General features: G+C 64.7%; 24 protein-coding genes. 12 read left to right on the forward strand and 12 right to left on the reverse strand.

The genetic code is table 11. From position 1 onward, the window contains the following. The first annotated feature begins 128 nt into the window (after positions 1–128). From ACJYUO_RS02565 to ACJYUO_RS02585, 5 genes are all read left to right on the forward strand, one after another. Positions 129–1,160, forward strand: a complete 1,032-nt coding sequence (locus tag ACJYUO_RS02565) for a PhoU domain-containing protein (protein WP_494343845.1) — start codon at positions 129–131, stop codon at positions 1,158–1,160. A gap of 131 nt (positions 1,161–1,291) precedes the next feature. Next, on the forward strand, positions 1,292–1,477 hold the full coding sequence (locus ACJYUO_RS02570; protein WP_138245779.1) for a DUF7525 family protein: 186 nt from the start codon (positions 1,292–1,294) through the stop codon (positions 1,475–1,477). A 111-nt stretch (positions 1,478–1,588) separates the two neighbouring features. Continuing rightward, positions 1,589–1,813, forward strand: coding sequence for a DUF7123 family protein (locus tag ACJYUO_RS02575; RefSeq protein WP_006429547.1), 225 nt, complete (start codon positions 1,589–1,591; stop codon positions 1,811–1,813). 106 nt (positions 1,814–1,919) lie between these two features. Then, a complete protein-coding gene (locus ACJYUO_RS02580) occupies positions 1,920–2,354 on the forward strand; it encodes an SRPBCC family protein (protein ID WP_494343846.1) in 435 nt (144 codons plus the stop codon). Positions 2,355–2,379: 25 nt separating this feature from the next. Continuing rightward, positions 2,380–3,234 carry a carbon-nitrogen family hydrolase gene (locus ACJYUO_RS02585; RefSeq protein ID WP_494343847.1) on the forward strand — a complete coding sequence of 285 codons (855 nt, stop codon included), beginning with the start codon at positions 2,380–2,382 and terminating at the stop codon, positions 3,232–3,234. 268 nt (positions 3,235–3,502) lie between these two features. On the opposite strand, the gene ACJYUO_RS02590 is transcribed toward ACJYUO_RS02585, so the two are convergent. The 7 genes from ACJYUO_RS02590 to ACJYUO_RS02620 all read right to left on the reverse strand — a co-directional run bounded on the left by ACJYUO_RS02590 (position 3,503) and on the right by ACJYUO_RS02620 (position 10,184). After that, positions 3,503–4,225: a hypothetical protein gene (locus ACJYUO_RS02590; protein ID WP_494344424.1), complete on the reverse strand. Its 723-nt coding sequence runs from the start codon at positions 4,223–4,225 to the stop codon at positions 3,503–3,505. 163 nt (positions 4,226–4,388) lie between these two features. Continuing rightward, a complete protein-coding gene (gene glmU / locus ACJYUO_RS02595; protein ID WP_494343848.1) occupies positions 4,389–5,576 on the reverse strand; it encodes a bifunctional sugar-1-phosphate nucleotidylyltransferase/acetyltransferase in 1,188 nt (395 codons plus the stop codon). A 158-nt stretch (positions 5,577–5,734) separates the two neighbouring features. Next, entirely contained in the window at positions 5,735–7,306 is a 1,572-nt protein-coding gene (locus tag ACJYUO_RS02600; RefSeq protein ID WP_494343849.1) for an aldehyde dehydrogenase family protein, read from the reverse strand. Between the two features lie 75 nt (positions 7,307–7,381). Next, positions 7,382–8,263 (reverse strand): SDR family oxidoreductase, encoded by an 882-nt coding sequence (locus ACJYUO_RS02605; protein ID WP_494343850.1) that lies wholly within the window; start codon positions 8,261–8,263, stop codon positions 7,382–7,384. Continuing rightward, on the reverse strand, positions 8,260–8,679 hold the full coding sequence (locus ACJYUO_RS02610; RefSeq protein WP_494343851.1) for a DUF6069 family protein: 420 nt from the start codon (positions 8,677–8,679) through the stop codon (positions 8,260–8,262). The genes ACJYUO_RS02605 and ACJYUO_RS02610 overlap by 4 nt, the downstream gene beginning before the upstream one ends. A 78-nt stretch (positions 8,680–8,757) precedes the next feature. Then, complete coding sequence (locus ACJYUO_RS02615) at positions 8,758–9,276, reverse strand: DUF8593 domain-containing protein (RefSeq protein ID WP_494343852.1); 519 nt, start codon at positions 9,274–9,276, stop codon at positions 8,758–8,760. A gap of 98 nt (positions 9,277–9,374) precedes the next feature. Beyond that, a complete protein-coding gene (locus ACJYUO_RS02620; RefSeq protein ID WP_494343853.1) occupies positions 9,375–10,184 on the reverse strand; it encodes an RIO1 family regulatory kinase/ATPase domain-containing protein in 810 nt (269 codons plus the stop codon). A gap of 149 nt (positions 10,185–10,333) precedes the next feature. Here ACJYUO_RS02620 and ACJYUO_RS02625 point away from each other — a divergent pair, with 149 nt between their 5' ends. Both ACJYUO_RS02625 and ACJYUO_RS02630 read left to right on the forward strand, forming a co-directional pair. Next, on the forward strand, positions 10,334–11,575 hold the full coding sequence (locus tag ACJYUO_RS02625; RefSeq protein ID WP_494343854.1) for a DUF7544 domain-containing protein: 1,242 nt from the start codon (positions 10,334–10,336) through the stop codon (positions 11,573–11,575). Between the two features lie 90 nt (positions 11,576–11,665). Then, positions 11,666–12,808: an acyl-CoA dehydrogenase family protein gene (locus ACJYUO_RS02630; protein WP_494343855.1), complete on the forward strand. Its 1,143-nt coding sequence runs from the start codon at positions 11,666–11,668 to the stop codon at positions 12,806–12,808. A 120-nt stretch (positions 12,809–12,928) separates the two neighbouring features. On the opposite strand, the gene ACJYUO_RS02635 is transcribed toward ACJYUO_RS02630, so the two are convergent. The 3 genes from ACJYUO_RS02635 to ACJYUO_RS02645 all read right to left on the reverse strand — a co-directional run bounded on the left by ACJYUO_RS02635 (position 12,929) and on the right by ACJYUO_RS02645 (position 16,053). Then, complete coding sequence (locus ACJYUO_RS02635) at positions 12,929–13,693, reverse strand: DUF6517 family protein (protein ID WP_494343856.1); 765 nt, start codon at positions 13,691–13,693, stop codon at positions 12,929–12,931. A gap of 137 nt (positions 13,694–13,830) precedes the next feature. After that, entirely contained in the window at positions 13,831–15,087 is a 1,257-nt protein-coding gene (locus tag ACJYUO_RS02640) for a Glu/Leu/Phe/Val family dehydrogenase (RefSeq protein WP_494343857.1), read from the reverse strand. Between the two features lie 108 nt (positions 15,088–15,195). Continuing rightward, positions 15,196–16,053, reverse strand: a complete 858-nt coding sequence (locus ACJYUO_RS02645) for an HpcH/HpaI aldolase/citrate lyase family protein (RefSeq protein ID WP_494343858.1) — start codon at positions 16,051–16,053, stop codon at positions 15,196–15,198. Positions 16,054–16,834: 781 nt separating this feature from the next. On the opposite strand from ACJYUO_RS02645, the gene ACJYUO_RS02650 reads away from it, so the two are divergent. Further along, positions 16,835–18,133: a Cdc6/Cdc18 family protein gene (locus ACJYUO_RS02650; protein WP_494343859.1), complete on the forward strand. Its 1,299-nt coding sequence runs from the start codon at positions 16,835–16,837 to the stop codon at positions 18,131–18,133. Positions 18,134–18,315: 182 nt separating this feature from the next. On the opposite strand, the gene ACJYUO_RS02655 is transcribed toward ACJYUO_RS02650, so the two are convergent. Next, positions 18,316–18,528 carry a DUF8106 domain-containing protein gene (locus ACJYUO_RS02655; RefSeq protein ID WP_494343860.1) on the reverse strand — a complete coding sequence of 71 codons (213 nt, stop codon included), beginning with the start codon at positions 18,526–18,528 and terminating at the stop codon, positions 18,316–18,318. Between the two features lie 126 nt (positions 18,529–18,654). Between ACJYUO_RS02655 and ACJYUO_RS02660 the strand changes: the two genes are divergently transcribed. The 4 genes from ACJYUO_RS02660 to ACJYUO_RS02675 all read left to right on the forward strand — a co-directional run bounded on the left by ACJYUO_RS02660 (position 18,655) and on the right by ACJYUO_RS02675 (position 21,883). After that, positions 18,655–20,055: an NAD-dependent succinate-semialdehyde dehydrogenase gene (locus ACJYUO_RS02660; RefSeq protein WP_494343861.1), complete on the forward strand. Its 1,401-nt coding sequence runs from the start codon at positions 18,655–18,657 to the stop codon at positions 20,053–20,055. A 109-nt stretch (positions 20,056–20,164) separates the two neighbouring features. Next, on the forward strand, positions 20,165–20,650 hold the full coding sequence (locus ACJYUO_RS02665) for a MaoC family dehydratase (protein WP_494343862.1): 486 nt from the start codon (positions 20,165–20,167) through the stop codon (positions 20,648–20,650). Next, positions 20,647–21,276, forward strand: coding sequence for a PH domain-containing protein (locus tag ACJYUO_RS02670; RefSeq protein ID WP_494343863.1), 630 nt, complete (start codon positions 20,647–20,649; stop codon positions 21,274–21,276). The genes ACJYUO_RS02665 and ACJYUO_RS02670 overlap by 4 nt, the downstream gene beginning before the upstream one ends. Next, positions 21,254–21,883, forward strand: coding sequence for a PH domain-containing protein (locus ACJYUO_RS02675; RefSeq protein WP_494343864.1), 630 nt, complete (start codon positions 21,254–21,256; stop codon positions 21,881–21,883). Before ACJYUO_RS02670 ends, ACJYUO_RS02675 begins: the two co-directional genes overlap by 23 nt. Before the next feature lie 70 nt (positions 21,884–21,953). Here ACJYUO_RS02675 and ACJYUO_RS02680 read toward each other — a convergent pair whose 3' ends face one another. Further along, positions 21,954–22,304, reverse strand: coding sequence for a DUF5658 family protein (locus ACJYUO_RS02680; protein WP_494343865.1), 351 nt, complete (start codon positions 22,302–22,304; stop codon positions 21,954–21,956). Positions 22,305–22,478: the final 174 nt, after the last annotated feature.

Here is a 22,478-nt window from a genome sequence, read left to right on the forward strand (position 1 = left end):
TACTCCGTTTGCACGTGGGCATATAAGGTGTTCGTCGGAACGGCAGTAGAAATCAACCATATAACGATTCGGTTGTGGATAATGACCATATAGTCAAGATTAAGGCCGGGTCGATCGTAGGGTGTTGCATGGAAACGCGGAAAGTGCAACGACTCGGCCCATCGACGCTCGCGATGACGCTCCCCGCGGAGTGGGCGTCCGAACACGACGTGGAGAAAGGCGACGAGGTCTCCCTGCGGACCAGCGGGAAGGGGACCCTGACCGTGATGCCCGAATCCGCTAACTCGGAGGAAACGGAAGCGATCATCCACACCGACGACCTCGACGCTGACGCCGTCGAGCGCGCGATCGTCGCCCAGTACGTCCTCGGGCGGCGCATCATCCGCATCGAGCGCGAAGACGGGGCCCTCGAGTCCGATCACATCAACGCGGTCTATCAGGCCGAGACCCAGCTGATGGGGCTCGGCGTCATCGAGGAGACCCCCGAGAGCATCTCGATCCGCTGTTCGGTCGACCCCGAGGACTTCACGCTCGACAACCTCTTAGAGCGCCTCGAACGAACGGGACAGACGATGCGCGGCGAGGGGATCAAAGCGCTTGCCCACGGCAACCCCGATCTGGCCCAGCGCGCTCTGAACCGGGAGCGACAGGCGAACAAGATCTTCGTCCTGCTCTTGCGCCTGATCTTTACGGCCTACCAGAACCCCAACCTCGCGCGAGCAGTCGGCCTGAACACCGGCTTTCCGCTGATCGGCTACCGCTCGATCGCGAAGAACCTCGAGTTGACCGCCGACAACGGCGAGGATATCGCCGAGATTGTCATCGAAACCGAGGGCCACACCTTAAACGTCGACAGTTCGGTGATGCGCCAGATCCGAGAGCTGAACGACCTCGTCGACGAGATCACGTCTCGAGCCGTCGAAGCGGCCGTCGAGCGCGATTACGATAAATCGAACGAGGTCCGCAAGCTGTTCCACGAGATCGACGACCTCGAGCAGGAAATCCTCTCGGGGCTGCCCGAGATGGACAACGAGGACCTGCTGCGGATCCGTGAAGTGCTCGTCAGCCTCCAGCAGACCGCACAGTACGCGATGCGAAACGCCGAAATCGCAGCGAATCTCGCGCTGAACGAAGAGTCCGAGCACACGACAATCAACTGATCGGCCCCACCCGCTGCAGCGCGGGCCTGGCCATCGTCGCTGGTCGAGGTGAGCTGAAAGCCGCTGCCTGTCGAGCCCGACAGTTCGTCCGAATGAGTGAAGTTAAGAGACCCCACACACAACGCCCGGACATGGCTACGGAATCCGAGACGACCGACAAGGGCGTCGGACTGGCGCTCGCTCTGGGCGCACTCGCGGTGATCGGCGCACTACTGATGCTTACTGGCGCACCGGACGTGACCGCGGCGTGGGGCTTTGCCGCGGCCGTCCTCTTTAGCTCGCTGGCGGTCGTCGGCATCCATCTCTACTGGCACTGACGACGATCGAACCCGGCTCGCCCCCGAGCGACGACGGCAACCGCTTTGCGATCGGGCCGTATCGGCCGTTAAAAGTTAAGACCGACGACAACCTAGAGGGACCCACGGACGATGACCGACTATTCCGACGAAGAGCAGCGAATTATCTCGTACCTCCGCGAGAGCGCCGCCCGCGGCGAGCAGTACTTCCGGGCGAAAAACATCGCGGACGCGATCGGACTCTCGTCGAAACAGGTAGGCGCTCGACTCCCCCATCTCGCGGAGAAGACGGACGAAGTCGATATCGAGAAGTGGGGCCGCGCTCGGTCGACGACGTGGCGCGTTACGATCAGTTGAGCAGCGTCGAATCGGGCTCCGGCGGGACTGACCCACCGCTCGAATCGCCCCCACCAACCGCCCGCGGTCCACGGTCTTTTTATCCGACAATCGCACACGTACGGGCATGACTGTACGGGTCAACCGGTCGTTCGACGTGTCAGCGTCGCCCGAGCGGGTCTGGGAGTTCATCGCCGATCCGGCGAACCGCGCCCGGGCGATCAGCGTCGTCGAGGAGTATTCGGTAGACGATTCCGACGGGCGGCGGGTGACCTGGCACGTGCAACTCCCCATCCCGCTCGTCCGCAAGACTGTCACCGTAAACACCGAAGACGTCACCCGAAGACCGCCCGAGTACGTCGAATTCGTCGGCAAATCGAAGGTCCTCGAGGTCACCGGGACACACGAAATCGTCGAAACCGACGACGGCGCGCGCCTCGAGAACTCGTTCGTCGTCGACGGCAAGCTCCCGGGCGTCGAGAAGTTCTTCAAGCGCAACCTCGATTCGGAACTCGAGAACTTACAGCGCGCGCTCGAGCGGGACCTCCAGACGACACAGTAAGGATGCTGGAGGCCACGGTGGGAGTATGACCGTCGATACGAACCGCGAGGCCGCTGGAGGCGACACCGGCGACTCGCTCACCCTCGCGCTCGCACAGCTCCGGGTGGAAGCCGGCGAGGTCGAGGCGAACGTCGATCGGGCGCTCGAGGCGGTAGCGCGGGCCGCCGACCGCGGGGCCGATCTGGTCGCGCTGCCGGAACTGTTCAACGTGGGTTACTTCGCGTTCGATCTCTACGCGCGCAACGCGGAGCCGTTCGCGGGCGAGACGTTTACCCGCCTCCGAGAGGCGGCCGCTGACCACGGAATCGCCGTCCTCGCGGGCAGCATCGTCGAGGATCTGGGGGCGACCGAAACCGTCGAGACGCCCGCCGACGACGGGCTGGCGAACACCGCTGCGCTGTTCGATGCCGACGGTGACCTTCGACTCGTCTACCGGAAACACCACCTGTTCGGCTACGAATCGGCCGAATCGGAGCTTTTGGTCCCCGGCGAGCGACTCGAGACGGCGTCGATCGGCGGGCTGACCGTCGGCGTGACCACCTGTTATGACCTGCGGTTCCCGGAACTCTACCGGCGGCTGGTCGAGGACGGCGTCGAGTTGATTCTCGTCCCGAGCGCGTGGCCCTATCCGCGCATCGAACACTGGAAAACGCTCTCGCGGGCCCGCGCCATCGAGAATCAGGCCTACGTCGCGACGATCAACGGTGCCGGCGAGTTCGACGACGCCACCCTGTTGGGCCGCTCGAGCGTCTACGACCCGTGGGGCGTCTCGCTGGCCTCGAGCGGCGACGAGCCGGCGCTGGTTACGACCGAGATCGAGCCGGAGACGGTGGCGAACGTTCGCGAGGAGTTCCCGGCGTTGCGTGATCGGCGCTTGTAGCGGTCCCGGCCGCGGCTGCGCACACTGAGTCGACCCCGACCGCTGACTTTTTATCTCGGCACGTTCTGGGTACGGGTGCCGGCATAGGCGCTTTTCACGTCTCACCGGCATTGCGCGTCGCTCCGGCCCGTCGCGCGCTCGGTTTCCCGGGAACCGAGCCACGCCCGCACCCGTCTCCTCGTCCCACCTTTCGCCTCGCCTCTCGTTTCGATTCCGTTCAGCCGGTCGCTCCGCGACTCTCCAGAGCCATCTTCGTCGTTCTCGCGAGTCAGAACGGGAATCCGCCGTAGCGCAGGTAGACCATATCGAGGATGAGGACGAGTTGGAAAAAACCCTGCACGCCGCCGAGCATCGCGTTCTGTTGGCCGATCGCGGCGATGATCGACGCATCCGGATTCGGCGAGCGCATCTCCTTGTACATTCGGAGTTCGCCCGGCAGCAGGAAGCCAAAGCCCTGCACCGAGAGGATCGTGACGATCCCGAGCGCGACGGCGATCGCGGGCTCGGTCATCGCGAAGCCGTCGATGGTGAGCCCGACCCACGCGAGCGAGCCGACCGTCGCGAGGACGAACGGGACCTGCCAGCGCCGGTCACGCCACGCGTTCAGCCGCCAGCCGAGGAGCAACAGGATCGGAATCAGGTTCGCCGCGGTAAACAGCGCCAACCACGACTCGGCATGGGGAAACATGCCCATTCGTTGGGCCAGCGTGATGCCGCCGGCGATCGTCACGAACGCCAGCGACGGGAGGAGAAACGCCGTCTTGGGCGTGAGCCGTTGGAACACCGCCGCGCTCTGTTCGTCGTCGAGACCGCCGATGACCGGCCCGAGGACGGCTCCGATGAAGATATCGAAGCCCGTCCAGAGCACTCCCGCCATTACGTGGACGTAGGTGTGCTGTTGGACCGTCGCGGCCGTCACCGCGTAGCCGAGCGCGATGAGCGGCACCACCACGACAGCGACCGCAAACGCCGGATTCGCTCGTTTCCCCATCCCCCTGATCGTTCCGCGAACCGTCGCCGTCGACATGCGTGCCACCAGTCAACAGAACAATATAAGGGCTGTTGCTCGAGCAACGGCTACCGGAAGAAAACTATTGGCCAAAAGCGCTGGTAACGGCCCGCAAACGGCGTTTGGGACGATTCGTCGGTACCGGTTACCGGTCCCGGTCGACGGTTTCGCCGGAGCGCGTGGTCGCACCGCCCTCGAGTTTCAGACCGGGCGTGAGACTCGTGTTGATGCCGGTCTTGGCCTCGTCGCCGGCGACGACGCCGAACTTCCGGCGGCCGGTCGAGACGCGGTCACCCTTGACGGTGAACTTGATATCGGCGTCGTCGTGGCGGAGGTTCGCGACGTTCGTCCCTGCGCCGAAATTGACGTTCCGGCCGAGCACGCTGTCGCCGACGTAAGAGAGGTGACTGACCGACGTGCCCCGCGAGACGACGCTGTTTTTGATCTCGACCGAGTGGCCGACTTCCGCGTCCCGGCCGACCAGCGTCGCACCGCGGACGTACGCGTTCGGGCCGATCTCCGCGCCCTCCCGGACGAGTGCCGGCCCCTCGATCACGACGCCGGGGTCGACCGTTGCGCCTTCCTCGACGACCACCGGCCCCTCGAGCGTGGCGTCCTCGCTTACGTCGCCGTCGATGCGGCGCTCGAGGTCGCCGAGTTTCCACTCGTTTGCCTCGAGTAGCTCCCACGGCCGGCCGACGTCGAGCCAGCGCTCGAGCGTGACGGGTGTGACGTCGTATGCGTCGATGACGCGGGCGATCACGTCGGTAATCTCGTGTTCGCCGCGCTCGCTTGCCGGCACCTCGAGCCACTCGCGGGCCTCGGCCGGGAAGGCGTAGGCTCCGGCGTTGGCGAGGTTCGTCGGCGGCTCGTCGGGCTTTTCGACGATTTCGGTGACGCGATCCCCGCTGGGTTCGGTGCTGAGGACGCCGTAGTTGCTCGGTCGGTCGACCTCGATCGCACAGACCGCCGGGCAGGCGTCGAAGAGCCGATCGATCGCGGCCTGATCGTAGAGGTTGTCGCCGTTGAGGACCGCGAAGGGACCCTCGAGGTGGTCTCGAGCGGCGTTGACCGCGTCGGCGGTTCCGGCCTGTTCTTCTTGGACGGCATAGGAGACGGGGACCCCCCGGAACTCGGCACCGAAGTAGTCCCGAACCGTCTCGGCCTCGTAGCCGATCACGAGCACGATTTCGTCGGCTCCGGCCTCGATCGCCGCGTCGACGGTGTGGGCTGCGAGCGGTCGGTCGGCGACCGGGAGCATCGGTTTGGGCACCGACTCCGACAGCGGTCGCATTCGTGTTCCCTGACCCGCCGCGAGAACGACTGCCTTCATGTACTCGCCCCTTCCACGAATCCCCGGATAAGCGATTCGTTCGCGAGTAGAAACTGAAAGACGAGTGTTCGGTTAATACCGCTGGGAAATCGAACGACGGTCCGTCGCTGTCGGGCTCGCCCTTGAGTGGCGCGTCGAGACGGCCTCGAGTGTCTTCCTCAGTCCTCGGATGTCTTGATGTCCGCCGATAGCCCCTGTGCCATCTCGATATCGTCGGCGTTGTTCATCGTCCACGCGGTCCGCTCGGTGACGGCTTCGATTGCCTCGCGGGCGCTGGGGTAGCCGTTGCCGGACTTCTTGACCCCGCCGAAGGGGAGTTGGACTTCCGCGCCGATACACGGCAGGTTCGCGTACGCGAGTCCGATGTCCGCGCGGTCGCGGAAGTAGTTGAGCTGGCGGTAGTCCTCGGAAATGATCGCTCCCGCCAGCCCGTAGGGGGTGTCGTTGTGGATTTCGACCGCGTCCTCAATGTCGCCCGCGTACTCGAGCAGGGCCACGTGCGGGCCGAAACACTCCTCGTTCAGACAGCGCAGGTCGGATTCGTAGTCGATCTCGTAGACGAACGGGCCGACCCAGTGGCCGTCCTCGTGACCGCCGGGAATCTCGCTCTCCTCGAGTTCGAACCGATCGACCAAGACGGTCGCGCCCTCCTCGCGAGCGAGGTCGTTGTGTTGGCGGATCTTCTCGAGGTGGTCGGCCTCGATGGCCGGCCCCATGAACGTGTCCTCGGCGAGCGGATCGCCGACGGCGATGTCCTCGGCGATGTCGACGAACCGCGCTTTGAACTCGTCGTAGACGTCCTCGTGGACGATCAGGCGCTCGCTCGAGACGCAACGCTGGCCGGTGGTCTTGAACGAACTCATCACCGCGGCGTGGACAGCGATGTCCAGATCTGCCTCCTCGGTGATGACGATCCCGTTCTTGCCGCCCATCTCGCAGGCAGCGAGTTTGCCGGGTTCGCCGCCGACTTTGCCGGCGATCTCGTGGCCGACCTCCGCGGAGCCGGTAAAGAGCACAGTGTCGACGCGAGAGTCGTCAGTGATGGCCGCGCCGGCGTCGCCGAATCCTTGTACCATGTTGAAGACCCCGTCCGGAATTCCGGCGTTGTCCATCATCTCGGCGATGATCTGACCGCACCACGGCGTCTGCTCGGCGGGCTTCCAGACGACGGTGTTGCCCTCGACTAAGGCGATGGCCATGTGCCAGAACGGGATCGCGACGGGGAAGTTCCACGGCGTGATACAGCCGATGACGCCCCGCGGTTTGCGTCGCATGAACGAGTCCTTGCCCGCGACCTCCGACGGAACCACGTCGCCGTGGGGGTGGCGCGCGTTGCCCGCCGCCCACTCGACCATGTGCCACGCCTCAGTGACGTCTGCTTTCCCCTCGGAGATCTCCTTACCGCACTCCTTCGAGACGATCTCGCCCAGTTCCTCGTGGCGCTCCCGAAGCTCGTGATAGATGTCCCAGAGGTACTCCGCGCGGTCGATGTAGGACAGGGCCCGCCACTCCTCGAACGCGTCCTCGGCCGCCTCGAGGGCCGCGTCGACGTCGGCTTCGGTCCCGCGCTGGAAGGTCGCCAGCGTCTCCCCGGTGGCGGGATTCTCGCTCTCGAAGGTGGTTCCGTCCCCGTCGTCGGACTTCGTCCGACTGCTCGAGGGACTCCGTTCCGCGTCGGTCCACTCGCCGCCGATGTAGTGGCCGTGTCCCTGTTCGAGTTGCTGGCTCATATACAAACGAACGGCGGCAGCGGTGAAAATCCTGCTGGTAATTCACACGGCTCGAGTCAGGTGGAACCGCTCGCGTCAGATTCGGCTCCCGGTGGTCGGGGAATCGGCTCGGAAGTCATCCGCATAGTCCTTGACGAACGTCCCCATTCCGTGTGGGTCCCGACCGAGAATCCGCCGACTGTCATCGGCGACGCGACCGGCTAACCCGAGACGCGCCGTCGTGTAGATTCCACACATGAGCAGGATAAAGCCCAGTGGGGCCCCGCGCCGACGCATGCGAGCCCCGAATTCCACCAGAGAGGGCCGCGGATACGTGATCGGCCGATTCAAAACGTCGCTAAAAATCGCCGCGACCTCGTGATAGGTGAGTGCTTCGGGGCCGGTGAGATCGTAGGCTCGGTCCTCGTGTCCGGATTCGGTCAGTACGATCGCCGCGATTTCGCCGAGATCGCGTGCGTCGACGAAGCTCGTTTTCCCGTCACCGGCGGGTACGAAGATTTCGTCACGACCGACGATGTCGGCCCGATGGACCTCGAGGAGGTTCTGCATGAAAAACGACGCGCGGAATAGTGTGTGAGCGGCGTCGGTCGCCACGACCCGTTTCTCGATGCGATGATGCGGAACGAGGACGTTCTTGTCCGCGCCCAGCGTGGAAAGATACGCGATGTGGGTGACGCCGACGCGGTCTGCCGCCTCGGCGAACGCCGCCACGGTCCCGTCGTCGACTATGGGTGGCCGAACGAGGAAGAGACTGTCGACGCCGGATAGCGTCGGTCCCCACGTCTCGGGTTTCTCGAAATCGAACGCCACGATGTCGGCGGTAGGCGGGATGGAAGACTGCGCGGCCTCCGGATCGCGGACGCCGACGCGGCTGTCACAGGGACGGTCCGCGAGTGCACCAGCGACATGCTGCCCGACGGTTCCGGTGGCTCCCGTCACGAGCACGGTTCGGGTCATCGATCACGGCCCCAGTAGACGAGCGTCCCGACCGCCACGCCGGCGACGATTACGTGCATGATCATGAGGAGGACGACGCCGAGCACAGTAGCCGCCGGGTCGGCGGTGAGCAAGGCGATATCGGGGACGAACGAGAGGACCAACACGGCACCCGCAACGCGCAGGAAGGTGCGATCGACGTCCGCGACGTACCGGCTCAGCAGCCAGTAGACGACGGCCGCACCGGCGGCTCCGAGTGCCGACAGAAAGGCGACCGGTGGAAGCGTCAACGCCTGAAACCCCGGGGCGAGATCGAGCGAGCCGACGCCGACAACCAGGGCCGCGTTCGCCAGCACGGCGACCACGACGGCGAGTCCCCCGCGAACGGGCAAGGATCGGTTGTGACGTCGCCGTTGCGTGGAGCGGTTTTCGGACACACCACACAGTACGCGTTTTGCTGTAATATATCCTCACACGGGGGCCACCTCCGATCTTTCGAGAGTCTACAGTCCGGCTTATCGGTCCTCTTCTTTCCCGCGATCCTCGGTCACGGTCCGCTCGCCTTCCGGCGGCGCGTCCTCTACATCCTCGTGGCGTTCGTCGCCCGCTTCGGTCATCCCCTCCGTGGAGGGCTCGAGGCCCTCGCCGGTCCGTCCCTCTTCGCTTGCAGCCGGTTCGTCGGGCGTTCCAGATGGCGGCCCCATGGTCCGCTGTTCGTCGCTGTCGGTTCGTGCGTCGGTGCTCTCGTCGCGCTCGATGACGGGATCGGCCCCCTCGTCCGACGCCGCGAGCGAGTCGTGCTCGGCCTCGAGCCGAATCGCATCGTCGGTGATCTTGCTGACGGCGCTCGCATCGAGTGGGACGATGCCCTCGTCGGTCTCCCATTCGAGGATCGACTGGATCGCGCTCGTCGCACCCTCGTCGGCGTCGATGTATGCCGTCCCCTCTTCGGTCATCGTAACGGTGCCGAGCCGGTCGCCGCCGGCGGTTTCGACCCGCTTCCCGACATCCTCGTCGGTAAACGTTGCGCACATGCGCGACCATAGCGCCACTTCGGGAAAACCCGTGGTGCCTGCACTGGCCTGTGCCGCGGCCGCTTGTCGGCTCGGTCGCCGGCCGTCCTCCTGCCCGGTCACTGCCCGCCCAGATCGGCCGCCTTCTCGAGTTCGCTCCGCAGGGTCGTCGAGTCGAACTCGTGGTCGGGCCGGAGTCGGACGAAGTCGAGGAACTCCCGCGCGGAGAGCAACGCGTCGGGGTCGTAGGCCGTCGCGGCCGCGTCGACGGCGTCCCGCGGACCGATTCGGGGCTCGAGGACGGCCAGCGCACAGGCCAGATCGTAGGCCGTGGTCTCGTCGACGCGGTCGTCGTTGACGCTGGTGGCGTCGATGAAGTAGAACTCGCCGTCACAGAGGAGGATATTCTCGGCCCGCAGGTCTCCGTGGGCGAGCCCGTGGTCGTGGACGGTCGCGAGCATCGCGAACAGTTCGGGGGCTCGATCCGCAACGATATCGTCGGAGACGTCGTCGAGGGACCGAAAGTCTGGGAGGTACTCGAGGACGAGGACCCCGAGGCCGTTGACCTCGAAGGCGTCGATCGGTTGGGGCGCGTTGACGCCGATTTCGCGCATTCGCTCGGTGGCCGCGTACTCGTGTTCGACCATCTCCCGGGGGGTATCGAACCGGTCGAAAAAGCCCTCACTTCCGGAGGAGAACGCGCCGACGTTTCGGCCGGTCGTCAGCACGGCGTGGACCAGCGCGTTCTGCCGGGTGACGATCTTGACGAACCACTCGTCGTCGATCACGCAAGGCGTCGAGAGCCAGTTGTCGGCCTCGAGGAACTCGACGCGGACCTCCTCCCGGTCGTAGCGATCCGCCAGCGTACGGACGACACGCTCGATGCGGCTCCACTCGACGGATCCTCGTGCGAGCCGGCGGATATCCATACTCGCACTGTCGGCAGTTGTGGTTAAATGTTCCTCGAAGTGTTGCCGGGAGAACGTGTCTGCCATCGACCGGTCAAGCGTTCGACTCGTCCGCCGCCGCCCGTCAGAACAGTATTATTATCACTGCGGCGAAAGTATCCGTGCATAATATGGATGCGATCGACGATCTCGGCGATGCGATCGATGTCACGCGAAACCGCTTGACACCGGTTCGAAAAGGGACGTGGCTCAAGCTCGCGCTCGTCGTCTTTTTCGTGGGTTCGTCCGGCATCGGCGGGATGGGCGGAGTCCCCGGAAACTTCGGAACGGGTACCGAGGAGCCGACGTTCGAGGGCGAACAGCCGACTGGAGCCACGGACGTTCCCGTCGACGACGTGCTCTTCTGGGCGCTTGCGATCCTCGCGCTCCTCCTCGTGCTCTGGCTGGCCTACGAGTTCATCGCCGCGGTCATGGAGTTCGTTTTCCTCGAGTCGCTTCGCTCGTCCGACGTGGGTCTCCGGCGCTACTTCTCGGCGAACCTCGGGGCGGGACTGTGGCTGTTCCTCTTCCGGCTCGGGCTCCAACTCCTGTTCGGCATCCTCGCGATCGTCCCTGCCGCGGTCGTCTTCCTCTCGATGGAGTCGGGCTTCGACGGCGTTTCGGCCGGCCTTCTCCTGCTCTACATCCTCTATGCGCTCGCGCTGGGGATCATTTACAGTATCGTGATGCGATTTACTACCGACTTCGTTACGCCGATCATGCTGCTCGAGGACCGCGGCGTGCTCGCCTCGTGGCGTCGGTTCTGGACGACGCTGAAAGCGAGCTGGGCCGACTACGTCGTCTATTTGCTGCTAGTCTGGGTTCTCCAGCTCATCGTCGGTATCGCCGCCGGGATCGTCCTCGGATTCGGCGGGCTGATACTGGCGATTCCGTTCGGGATCGTCGCCTTCCTGCTGTTCATCGCCCTCGATATGATCGGCCTGATACTGGCGGCTCTGGTTGCCATCGTCGGGCTCGTCCTGTTTGCGGTCTTTGCCTTGCTGTTTTACGTCCCGATCACGACGTACTTCCGCTATTACGCGTTATTGATCCTCGGTGACACCGACGGCGACCTCGACCTCATCCCCGATCGGCGTGAGGCGGTTCGTGACGGCGGTCTCGGACCGGCCGGCCGGGACGACGACGGAGACGGAACCGAATCTGGCGGGTTCGAATCAGACGACAGGTCGGGCTGGGGCGATTCCGATGGTCGGGACCGGTTGGACGGTCGAAACGACTCGAGCGGATGGGACGATTCCGGCGGCTGGGACGACGAATCCGACGATCGGAGTGGGCCGGACGGCCGGGACCAGCGGGGCGATCGAGACGGGTCGACCGACTCCGACGAGGACGACGACCGCGGCTGGCAGTAGACCCGTCGAGACGGGTCGCGGGAGACGGCCATCGCCGTGGGATCTACGGATCGGCGGTGCGCTTATTTCGGGCGCTAGCAAGTGTCACGTATGGAGTTCGACCTGCCCGACGAACACCGGATGATCCGGGAGACCGTGAGGGACTTCTGCGAACGGGAGATCGAGCCGATCGCCCAAGAGATCGAGGACGAGCATCGGTTCCCCGCTGAAATCTTCGACCAGTTGGCCGACCTCGACGTGATGGGCGTCCCGATTGCCGAGGAGTACGGCGGGCTCGGCGGCGACACGCTCATGTACGCGCTGGTCGCCGAGGAACTCGGCCGCGTCTCCGGCGCGGTCGGGCTCTCCTACGTCGCTCACACGTCGCTCGCGTCGAAACCCATCGAACTGTTCGGCTCCGAGGCCCAGAAAGAGCGCTGGCTGCGCCCGCTCGCCGAGGGCGAGTACGTCGGCGGCTGGGCGCTGACCGAACCAAGTAGCGGCTCCGACGCGTCGGACATGGACACGACCGCCCGAAAGGAGGGCGACGAGTGGGTCCTCGACGGCACCAAGCAGTTCATCACGAACGCCTCCGAGGCCGGCTCGATCCTCGTCAAGGCGGTCACCGACGCCGATGCGGGCTACGACGGCATCTCGACGTTCATCGTCGACCCGCGCGAAGACGACGGCTTCGAGGTGACGACGATCTGGGACAAGATGGGGCTGAACGCCTCGCCGACCTGCGAAATCTCCCTCGAGAACGTGCACCTATCGGAGGACCGCCTGCTCGGCGAGGAAGGCGAGGGCTGGGAACAGACGAAAAAGACCCTCGACGGGGGTCGCATCTCCATCGCCGCGCTCTCGACGGGACTCGCACAGGGGGCCTACGAACACGCCAAGTCCTACAGCAAAGAGCGCGAACAGTTCGGCCAGCCGATCTGCGAGTTCGACGCGGTCCGGGACACGATCGTCGACATGCACCGCAAGACCGAGCGGGCGCGACTGCTCACCCTCCGCGCTGCGCGGACGTACGACCAGGGCGATCCGGTCACCCGAGAGTCCGCGCTCGCGAAACTCGACGCCAGCGAGGCGGCCCGCGAAGTGGCAGAGGACGCCGTCCAAGTCCTCGGCGGGTACGGCTACACTACCGATTTCGCACCGCAACGGTTCTACCGCGACGCGAAGCTCATGGAGATCGGCGAGGGCACTAGCGAGATCCAACACTTAGTGATCGGCCGAGAACTGGGGCTGTAGACGGTGCCGGTAGCTGCGGGCTCGAGGCGGTGGGGCTGCCGAATGCTGAGCAGTTCTCGCGATCGGCGCGGCTGTCGAACACCGAGCGACTCTCCCGTTCGACCCGGTCGCCGGACCGGCTCAGTTGAGGAGCCCGTCGTCGCTTTCGTTGCCGTCGCTGCTGTTGGTCTCGTTGCCGCTTCCTGAGTCATCGCTGCTCTCGTTGCCGCCGTCGCCGTCGGACCCGCCATCCCCGCTCGAGGCGTCCTCGTCGACGTCGGTGGTAACGGATTCCATGAGCGAGACGATGTTGTCCTCCTCTTGGCCCCGGAGTTGCTGGGGATAGACGCCGATACTGACGAGCAGGTCCTCGCCGGCCTCGACGGCTTCGCTGACGTGGACGTCGACATCGACGTCCGCGCCGTCGAACTGGGCCTCGCCGGTGAACCGCGAGCGCGTGGTCTCCTCCTCGAGGATCGAGACGGAGAACTCCTCGTCGGGGGAGACGTCGCCGAGTCCGTCGTAGTTGCTCGCGACGAGTTCCATGAGTTCGGTGGCGGACATCTCTTCGACGGGATTGAACTCCCGACCGAGCAGGGAGACCTGCGGCGTCGTCAGGACGATGAAGACGGCACCGCGCTGTTGGCCCAGCGGGCCCATATCCACCGACTTCTCGTGGGTCGTCTTGTAGTTCGTGACGCTGACCTGCTCGGAGAGCGGGCCGACCTCCCGCTCGACGACGACCTCCTCGATACCGATCTGGTCGTAGCCGGTCGCCGATCGCGCGTCGGCCTCGACCCCGGCGGGCGAGGACTCGTGTTCGTCCATGCCGATCAGTCCTAAACAGCCTGAGAGGCCGGCGAGGCCTGCAGCTCCAGCGCCGGCGAGAACAGTTCGTCGATTCATTTCCTGAGAAATGGCGGTTCAGTTGGTAAGTGTTTGTTGGAACGACGACCGTCTGTCAGCCCGGAAGGAAATCGACCGCGCCCGTGACTCGATCGGCCGTACAGACCGGGTTCGTGACTGGGATAACCGGCCCCGAATCAGGGCCAGCTCCCGGCTTCCGCGAAAGCGTCGGCGACCCGCTGGACCGCGACGACGTAGGCCGCGGTTCGTGGGTTCTCGAGGTCGTGTTCCTCGTAGGTCTCGACGAGGGCGTCGAAGGCGTCGACGATGACCGTCTCGAGTTCGTCGTTGACTCGCTCTTCGGACCAGGAGAAGCGCTGGCGGTTCTGGACCCACTCGAAGTAGGAGACGGTGACCCCGCCCGCGTTCGCGAGGATGTCCGGAATGACGAAGACGTCTTTCTCCTCGAGTACCTCGTCGGCCGCGGGCGTCAGCGGCCCGTTCGCGGCCTCCGAGATGACGTTCGCCTCGACGTCCGCGGCGAGGTCGGCGTCGATCGCGTTCTCGAGTGCGGCCGGGATCAGCAGGTCGACGTCGAGGGTCAGGACCTCCTCGTTCGTGAGTTCCGCCTCGCTTTCCTCGTAACCGACGACGCTGCCGGTCTCGTTCTTGTGATCCTTGGCCGCGACCGGATCGAAGCCGTCAGCGTTGTAGATACCGCCGCTCGAGTCGCTGGCGGCGACGACGGTTGCGCCCATCTCGTCGATCAGTTTGGCGGCGATCCAGCCGGCATTGCCGTAGCCCTGTACGGCGACGGTCGCGTCCTCGAGATCTTTGTCGAGGTAGTCGAAGGCCTCGCGGGCGGCGATGACCGTCGAGCGACCGGTCGCCTCGACGCGGCCCTCGCTTCCGCCGGAGTCGAGCGCTTTGCCCGTGATGACGCCGGGTTCGGTCGTGTTCTCGAGGGTCTCGTAGGTGTCTTTGATCCAGTTCATCTCCCGCTGGCCCGTATTCACGTCAGGGGCGGGAACGTCTCGGTCCTCCCCGATCAGCGGGCGGAGTTCTTTGGCGAACGAGCGGGTGAGCCGCTCGAGTTCCGCTTCGGAGTAGTCGTCCGGATCGACCGCGATCCCGCCTTTGCCGCCGCCGAGCGGAATGTCGACGATCGCGGTTTTGTAGGTCATCCAGCCCGAGAGCGCCTTGACCTCGTCGCGGGAGACCTGCGGGTGATAGCGGATGCCGCCCTTGTAGGGGCCGCGGTCGCCGTTGAACTGCGAGCGGAAGGCCGTAAACCGCTCGAGGTCGCCGTCGTCGCGTTCGATCGTGAGATTCGTCTCGAGCACTCGCTCGGGGTGTTTGAGCCGCTCGATAACGTCGTCGCCGACATCGAGGTACGCCGCCGCGTCGTCGATCTGTGACTGCAGGCTTTCGAACGGGTTGGTATCATCGCTCATACGCAGATGATTCCGGCGACCGAGGGATAAGCGTAGCGAATATCTATCATGGAATGGGATCCCCGTCCAATTTGATCGTTCAAAGCACCTTTTATACTGATCGTTTGTTCAGGTTTGGTTGGCGGCCTCGGCCCGCTCGACGATCCGCTCGGCGCGGGCGATCAGCGGCGCGTCGATCATCTCGCCGTCGACCGCGAAGACGCCACGCCCCTCGGCGTCGGCCTCGCGTTTGGCCTCGAGGACGCGGATCGCCCACTCGCGGTCCGCGGCCGACGGCGTAAACGCCTCGTTGATCGGGCCGACCTGTGCGGGGTGGATCGCCAGTTTGCCATCGTACCCCAACTGGATCGCGAAGTCGGCGTCCTCGCGCAGCGCCTCCTCGTCCTCGAAGTCGGAGACGATGGTGTCGATCGCGGTGCACTCGTTGGCCGCCGCGGCGAGCACGACGCGTTCTCGCGCGTAGAGCACTTCGGTTCCCTCCGCGGTCCGAGTCGCCCCGATGTCCGCCGAGAGATCTTCCGCGCCGAACACCAGCGCGTCGGTCGCGGGCACGGCCGCGATCTCGGGTGCCGCGAGGACGCCGGCGGCGCTTTCGATCAGCGCGAAAACGGGCGGCGACGCGCCGTGCCCTTCGAGTTCGTCGACGAGCCCGCGGATATCGTCGGGCGAGCCGACTTTGGGCAGCATGACGCTCTCGAGAGCGCCGTCGGGTCCGGTTCCGAACAGGGCCTCGAGATCGGCCGCTCGAGTCTCGGCGGTCCCGTTGACGCGAACGCAGACCTCGCAACCGGGATCGAACTCGGAGTCGGTCAGGACATCTCGAACGGCCTCGCGGGCCTCGGCCTTTCGCTGGGGGGAGACGGCGTCCTCGAGGTCGAAGACGACCACGTCCGCTCCGGACTCGGGCGCTTTCCGGCACATTTCGGGTCGATCACCGGGCGTGAACAGCACGCTTCTGCGGACCATGTTGCCATCTCGGATGGCCAGGGTCAAAGTCGTCGGTGTGCCGGCGCGTTTCGACGGAGAGGGGGTCGCTCGGGTGTCCCCCGTCTCGAGGCGGTTCGACCGACAGTGACTGTGCTGCCATCGCTGAATGGACCGCAGGCACCGTGACCGGTGTTCAACTGACAGACACCCCTCGTGCAGAGTGAAAAACGAGCCGACGGACACTAGGGCCAGACGGCGGGACGAACGTTCGGCCAGTGTCCGTCAGTTCGAGAATCGTTCCCACCCCTCGTGCAGAGTGAAACGATCGGTCATAGTTTCGGACGTTTTCACTCTGCACGAGGGGGCGGTCAGACGGATAACTGACGGTGATGGGACCCACACCCCCTGTTCAGAGTGAAAACCGATCCGAGCAGGGATGGGCGTCGATGGATGCCGGGGAATCCGAACTGTCCTTTCGACTGTCGTCTAACCGATCCCCTTCGAGTAGGGCAACCGTGAGAGCGACTCGAGCCAGCGAGAAATCGGTCCGTGACTCCGCCCGACAGAGTGATCAGTTCTCCGTCCAACCGGGGTCATCTCATATCTCCGGATACCTCCCATCCGCTCCTTCTGCTGCCTTGTCCTTTCAGTCTGAACGAGGGGTGTGCAGCGCTCCGGACGTGATTTCAGTCTGCATCCGGCTGAGCGGTGTAACTGTACTATATCTGGCTTATAAAGCATTTGTCACGGCTCTCTCGGACGTCTATCAGTCTGAACTACCTTCCATAGATTTATAAAGACAGTCTTCCAGAACGAAACTATGGCTGAGCAGACGGGTGGGGATCCGCTCTTCGAATCTCACGACCCCATCTTTAATCGGAAGGAACTCCTCCACGTCGGTCACGTCCCCGATGAGGACCGGATCGTCGGCCGTGACGACGAGATCCAATCCGTCGCGGCCGAGGTCGGTGCGATCACGCGCGGCGATCCGCCGAACAACGTAATGCTCTACGGCAAGACGGGAACCGGCAAAAGTCTCATTTCTCGGCACGTCGCGACTCGAGCCCAAGACGCAGCGCGGAGCAACGATATCGACTGCGGCGTGCTCTACGTCGACTGTTCCGAGGCGAACACGGAAACCCGAACGACGCGCCAGTTGGCGCTCAATTTGAAAGAACAGACTGACTACCACCAAAACATCCCGCTTCGGGGCGTCGGGACGATGGAGTACTACCAGCACATCTGGCGCATTCTCGAGGCGTGTTTCGACGCAGTCATCGTTATCTTAGACGAAATCGACAAACTGGACAACAGCAACATTCTGATGCAGCTCTCGCGCGCTCGCGAAGCCCGGAAAACCGACGCGTACATCGGCGTGATCGGGATCAGCAACAAGGTCCAGTATCGGGAGACCCTCGACGAACGGATCGACAGCAGCTTCGGCCACCGCGAACTGTTCTTTCATCCCTACGACGCGTCCCAGCTCCGGGAGATCATGCGCAATCGCGAGGACGCCTTCCAGCCCGACGTGCTCGAGGGCGGCACGATTGAACTCTGTGCGGCCCTCGCCGCGAAGAAACACGGAGACGCGCGCAAGGCGATCGAGATCCTCAAGGAGGCCGGCGAACTCGCCCGCCGCACCGGCAGCGAGACGGTCTCGGAAGAGCACATCCAGCAGGCCCAAGAGGTCGCCGAGATCAACCGCATCGAGGAACTCACCAGCGGCGCGACCGTCCACGCGAAACTTGCCTTATACGCCCTCGCGAGCCGCATCATCACGGGCGATCGAGAGACCTACAAAACCCGAGAGGTCTACGAGCGCTACGTCGGAATCTGCGAACTCGTCGCCAACGATCCGATCACCGAGAACGGACTCTACCGCCAACTCAAGGAACAGGCGTTCCTCGGCGTCATCGAGTCCGAAAAGACCGGCGGCGGTCGGTCACAGGGCAGTTACCTCCTGCACCGTCTCGTTACCGATCCGAAACACATCGTCAAGGCCGTCCGTCGCGATTCCTCGCTCGAGGAATTGCCGACCTATGACCACCTCCGTGAGCAAGACTCGTCGACGGCGGACCGCGACATCGACCGCGATGTCGATCTCGAGTCGTTTTCCTGAGACAGCTGCCGGTCGGGGACCCGTTCGTATTTATCCATCTACCCACCCCGCCCGCTCGAGCGCGTTTTCAGTCTGAACGAGGGGTGGGGGACCCTCACCAGCGGCTTCGATATCGATTTCTTTCCAGACGGACCGTTTGCACGGCCGTTTGTAACTTCACTCGAAAATAGCTGCAATCCGTGTTACACCGCTTCGGCGAGGTCAACTCGCCGTCGTGATCGGCGGTCGACGACCGACCCACAGGCGGCACAGACGAGTAATCGCTCGTCGCCAGCCGTCATCGTCTCCCAATCGCCGGCGATCGGGCTCTCGTGGCCACACTCCGGGCAGAAGAGGACGGTCTTTTGCGCTTCGGGCGGCGGCTGTGAATCGTCGCGTGACGTGTCTGCTGTCATAGTCGTCGCTAGCAACTCCTTACGAATAGGTGTTGTGCGAAATGAATTATCGTTACAAAAGGACTTGCGTTAGTCGCTGCCAAACACACCCCGCGTACTAAGCAGTTCGTCGTGGTCGATCGCCACGTGTCTATCGAGAGTACCAACCCGGCGACCGGCGACATCGTCGACAGCTTCGAAGAGACGTCGACCGAGGAGCGAGACGAACACCTAACGCGAGCGAGTGAAACCTTCGAAAAGTGGCGCGACACGCCGATCCGGACCCGCCAGCGACTCCTCTCGAAGGCGGCCGAGGTCCTCCGGGACAACGCGGATGACTACGCCGAACTGATGACCGAGGAGATGGGGAAACCTATCGGACAGGCCCACGACGAGGTCGAGAAGTGCGCGTGGGTCTGTGACTACTACGCCGAACACGCCGCCGAACACCTACAAGACGAAGTTATCGCGAGCGACGAGAGCGCCCACACGGTCGTCGCCTACCAGCCGCTCGGCCCGGTGCTCGCGATCATGCCGTGGAACTTCCCGTTCTGGCAGGTGTTCCGGTTCGCCGCCCCCAACCTCGCTGCGGGCAACGTCGGCCTGTTGAAACACGCCTCGAACGTCCCCGGCTGTGCGCGGGCCATCGAGGACGTCTTCGAACAGGCGGGGTTCCCGGAGGGCGCGTTCACCTCGCTGCTGATCAGTTCCAGCGAGATCGACGCGGTGATCGAGGACGACCGCGTCCGGGCCGTCACCATCACCGGCAGCGACGGGGCGGGCCGAGCGGTCGCCGAAACCGCCGGTAGCCAGCTCAAGAAGAACGTCCTCGAGCTGGGCGGGAGCGATCCCTTCGTCGTGCTCGAGGACGCGCCGATGGAGCAAACGGTGGAGACGGCGGTCCAGGCCCGGCTCATCAACAACGGCCAGTCCTGTATCGCAGCGAAGCGGTTTATCGTGGTCGAGGACGTCTACGACGAGTTCGTCGATCGGTTCACCGAGGCGATGGACGAGCAGGTCGTCGGCGATCCGATGGACGATGACACTGATATCGGCCCGCAGGCCCGCGACGATCTGATGGCCGACCTCCACGAGCAGGTCGAGGAGACCGTCGAACAGGGCGGCGAGCTCGAACTCGGCGGCGAGCCGATGGACCGCAACGGCGCGTTCTACCCGCCGACGGTACTCACGGATGTCCCGGAAAACGCGCCCGCGGATCAGGAGGAACTGTTCGGCCCGGTTGCGACGGTGTTCCGTGTCCCGGACGAGGAGACCGCGATCGAGAAGGCAAACGACACCCGCTTCGGGCTCGGTGCAAGCGTCTGGACTGAAGATTTAGAGCGCGGCGAGCGAGTCGCCCGCCAGTTCGAATCCGGGCTAGCCTTCGTCAACGAACTCGTCAAGTCCGACCCGCGGCTGCCCTTCGGCGGCGTGAAAGACTCGGGCTACGGCCGCGAACTCTCCCGACACGGCATCCGGGAGTTCGTGAATACGAAGACCATCTGGGTCCAGCAGGACGCTGGCGAGGAGACCGGCATGGTCGAATAACGTCGCTGTCGCTCGGATCGGGGAAGTCGAGTTGCAGGGCAGTCTCCGGCACGCGCCTCGAACCCGAGACGACGCCACGCTTTTGTAGGATCTGCGTGATTTCGAACGCGTGACGGGACTGTACTACGAGGAGTTTTCGGTCGGCGAGACCATCGACCACAAGCGCCGGCGGACGATCTCCGAGAGCGACAACCAGCGCTTCTGCGATATGACGATGAACCAGCAACCCCTCCACCTCGACGGGGAGTTCGCGGCCGACACCGAATTCGGTCAGCGGGTGGTCAACGGCCTCTATACGATGTCGCTGGCCGTCGGGGTCTCGATCCCGGAGACGACCGACGGGACGATTGTCGCGAACCTCTCTTATGACTGCGTCGAACACCCGAACCCGGTCTTCCACGGCGATACAATCCGCGCCCGGTCGACGGTCACGGACAAGCGCGAGACCAGCGACGGCGAGCGCGGAATTGTCACCATGCACGTCGAAGCGTTCAAAGCGAACGATCCGGACGAACCGCTCGTCTGCGAGTTCGATCGGACGGTGCTCTCGCTGAAACGGGAGCACGCGGCCAGCAACGGGGAGGAAACGCGATGAGTACCGGAATCGAAGCCGATGGCATCGACACCGCTGACCTCGAGTGGCTGTCGCTGGACGACGACGAGGAAGTCGTCTGGGCCGGCGGCCCGGATCGGCGAACGCTCATTCCGGCCGTTGCGATCGGGATTCCGCTGGCGATCGTCCTGATCGGCGTCGTCATCATCGCCAGCGAGTACCTCCGCGTGACGAACACCCACTACGTCGTGACCGACCGCGCGCTGTACAAGAAGACCGGCGTGCTCTCGCGGGACGTCAAGCGGATCGAACACGAGAAGGTCCAGGACATCTCCTACAGCCAGAGCGCGCTGGGCACGCACTTCGGCTACGGGTCCGTCGAAGTTAGTACTGCGGGCGGGTCCGGTGTCGAGATGGCGTTCAAGTCAGTTCCCGACCCGAAGGCCGTCCAGCAGCGGATCAGCGAGCGGATCAAACGCGAGCGCGGCGACTCCGCCGACGACCGCACGAAAGACGACGTGCTCGAGGAGATCCTCACCGAACTCCGAGCGATTCGAACGGCCGTCGAAGACGGGGCAGCCGGCCAATCGTCCAGCGAGAACCGATCCGCGACCCAGCGAGCCGACGACCGCCAGTCCTACGAGTATGACGAGGACCAGTCGATCTGAAGCCGGCGGGTCGTCCGGGGGTGCCGACGAGACGACACCGGCCGCCAATCCGTCGGCGTCGGCTCCCCCGTGGCTCCCGCTCGAGGACGGCGATCGGATCCGCTGGCAGGCCGGCCCGCGAATCCAGACCGTCCTCCCGTGGGCCACGCTCGCGCTCGTCGGCACAATTGGCCTGCTGGCCGCGGTCGTCGTCGACGCGCTCCCGCCGGTCGCCCTCGCCGGCCTGCCGGTCGTCCTCGCGCCGGCGCTGTGGCAGTACGCCCGCGTCTCGCGAACGGCGTTCGTCGTCACGGATACGGTCGCCGCGACCCGACACGGCGTCCTCGGGCAGACCGTTCGAATCGTCTCCCTCGAGCGGATCCAGAACACGACCGTTGAGCAGGATCCGATCGGCCGGGTCGTCGGCTACGGGACTGTCACGATCGAGACCGCCGGCGGCTCGAACCTCGCGTTCTGGAACGTCGAGGAGCCGGGTCAAATTCGCGACCGACTCGAGGCCGAACGCGAGCGCCTGACCGGCCGCGAGATTCCGGGCCGGCGCGACCAGTGGGAAGCGGTCCTCGCCGAAGTTCGGGAGTGGCGACGGGGCCTCGAGCGAAACCCGTAGTCGACTCGTCGATCGGCGGCCTTCGATATCGCCGTTTGACGGGTTCCTGTTGCTGGCCACGGCTGGCTAATCAGAGCACGCTCGCGATCGTGTAGGCGTTAAGCACCGCGGCGGCCAGCCACGGCAGTGCGAGCCCGGCGGGGACGATCGGGCGATACTCCCGCTCGAGGAGGAGCCGACAGACCAGCCCGACGCCGATGGCGAACCCTTTCAGCGCGAGCATCCCGCCCAGCCCGTAGTCTTCGATCGCCCCGCGAGCGGCGGGATTCGACTCGGAGAGGCCGATATGGAGGCCGACGAACGTCGTGACGACGTCGGCGAGCAGGGCCAGTATCACGACCGCCCAGAGCACTCGCTCGAGGTCGACGGGCGTCACGTCGCCCGGCAAGCGGTGGCGCAGGAACGCGCCCTCGGAACTCATAGGTTCCCCGCCGGAATCGAACCGGCTCGTCGCGCCCTCGGGAACGGGCGTCGCTTCCAGCACGCGGGGTATTGTTATGCCAAGCGTAGGGGCCGCTCCGTCGTCGGTAAGCCGTCATAACCGCCGCTTCGCGCCGCTCGAGCAGGGCGGAGCAGTGCCCAGGTCTGGAAACTC

It is taken from the genome of Natrinema sp. CRL1, from assembly GCF_059162405.1.

Coding starts and splice junctions, on each gene's coding strand:
- ACJYUO_RS02565 (WP_494343845.1), top strand. CDS start 129: ATGGAAACGCGGAAAGTGCAACGACTCGGCCCATCGACGCTCGCGATG.
- ACJYUO_RS02570 (WP_138245779.1), top strand. CDS start 1,292: ATGGCTACGGAATCCGAGACGACCGACAAGGGCGTCGGACTGGCGCTC.
- ACJYUO_RS02575 (WP_006429547.1), top strand. CDS start 1,589: ATGACCGACTATTCCGACGAAGAGCAGCGAATTATCTCGTACCTCCGC.
- ACJYUO_RS02580 (WP_494343846.1), top strand. CDS start 1,920: ATGACTGTACGGGTCAACCGGTCGTTCGACGTGTCAGCGTCGCCCGAG.
- ACJYUO_RS02585 (WP_494343847.1), top strand. CDS start 2,380: ATGACCGTCGATACGAACCGCGAGGCCGCTGGAGGCGACACCGGCGAC.
- ACJYUO_RS02590 (WP_494344424.1), bottom strand. CDS start 4,225: ATGGGGAAACGAGCGAATCCGGCGTTTGCGGTCGCTGTCGTGGTGGTG.
- glmU (WP_494343848.1), bottom strand. CDS start 5,576: ATGAAGGCAGTCGTTCTCGCGGCGGGTCAGGGAACACGAATGCGACCG.
- ACJYUO_RS02600 (WP_494343849.1), bottom strand. CDS start 7,306: ATGAGCCAGCAACTCGAACAGGGACACGGCCACTACATCGGCGGCGAG.
- ACJYUO_RS02605 (WP_494343850.1), bottom strand. CDS start 8,263: ATGACCCGAACCGTGCTCGTGACGGGAGCCACCGGAACCGTCGGGCAG.
- ACJYUO_RS02615 (WP_494343852.1), bottom strand. CDS start 9,276: ATGTGCGCAACGTTTACCGACGAGGATGTCGGGAAGCGGGTCGAAACC.
- ACJYUO_RS02620 (WP_494343853.1), bottom strand. CDS start 10,184: ATGGATATCCGCCGGCTCGCACGAGGATCCGTCGAGTGGAGCCGCATC.
- ACJYUO_RS02625 (WP_494343854.1), top strand. CDS start 10,334: ATGGATGCGATCGACGATCTCGGCGATGCGATCGATGTCACGCGAAAC.
- ACJYUO_RS02630 (WP_494343855.1), top strand. CDS start 11,666: ATGGAGTTCGACCTGCCCGACGAACACCGGATGATCCGGGAGACCGTG.
- ACJYUO_RS02635 (WP_494343856.1), bottom strand. CDS start 13,693: ATGAATCGACGAACTGTTCTCGCCGGCGCTGGAGCTGCAGGCCTCGCC.
- ACJYUO_RS02640 (WP_494343857.1), bottom strand. CDS start 15,087: ATGAGCGATGATACCAACCCGTTCGAAAGCCTGCAGTCACAGATCGAC.
- ACJYUO_RS02645 (WP_494343858.1), bottom strand. CDS start 16,053: ATGGTCCGCAGAAGCGTGCTGTTCACGCCCGGTGATCGACCCGAAATG.
- ACJYUO_RS02650 (WP_494343859.1), top strand. CDS start 16,835: ATGGCTGAGCAGACGGGTGGGGATCCGCTCTTCGAATCTCACGACCCC.
- ACJYUO_RS02655 (WP_494343860.1), bottom strand. CDS start 18,528: ATGACAGCAGACACGTCACGCGACGATTCACAGCCGCCGCCCGAAGCG.
- ACJYUO_RS02670 (WP_494343863.1), top strand. CDS start 20,647: ATGAGTACCGGAATCGAAGCCGATGGCATCGACACCGCTGACCTCGAG.
- ACJYUO_RS02675 (WP_494343864.1), top strand. CDS start 21,254: ATGACGAGGACCAGTCGATCTGAAGCCGGCGGGTCGTCCGGGGGTGCC.
- ACJYUO_RS02680 (WP_494343865.1), bottom strand. CDS start 22,304: ATGAGTTCCGAGGGCGCGTTCCTGCGCCACCGCTTGCCGGGCGACGTG.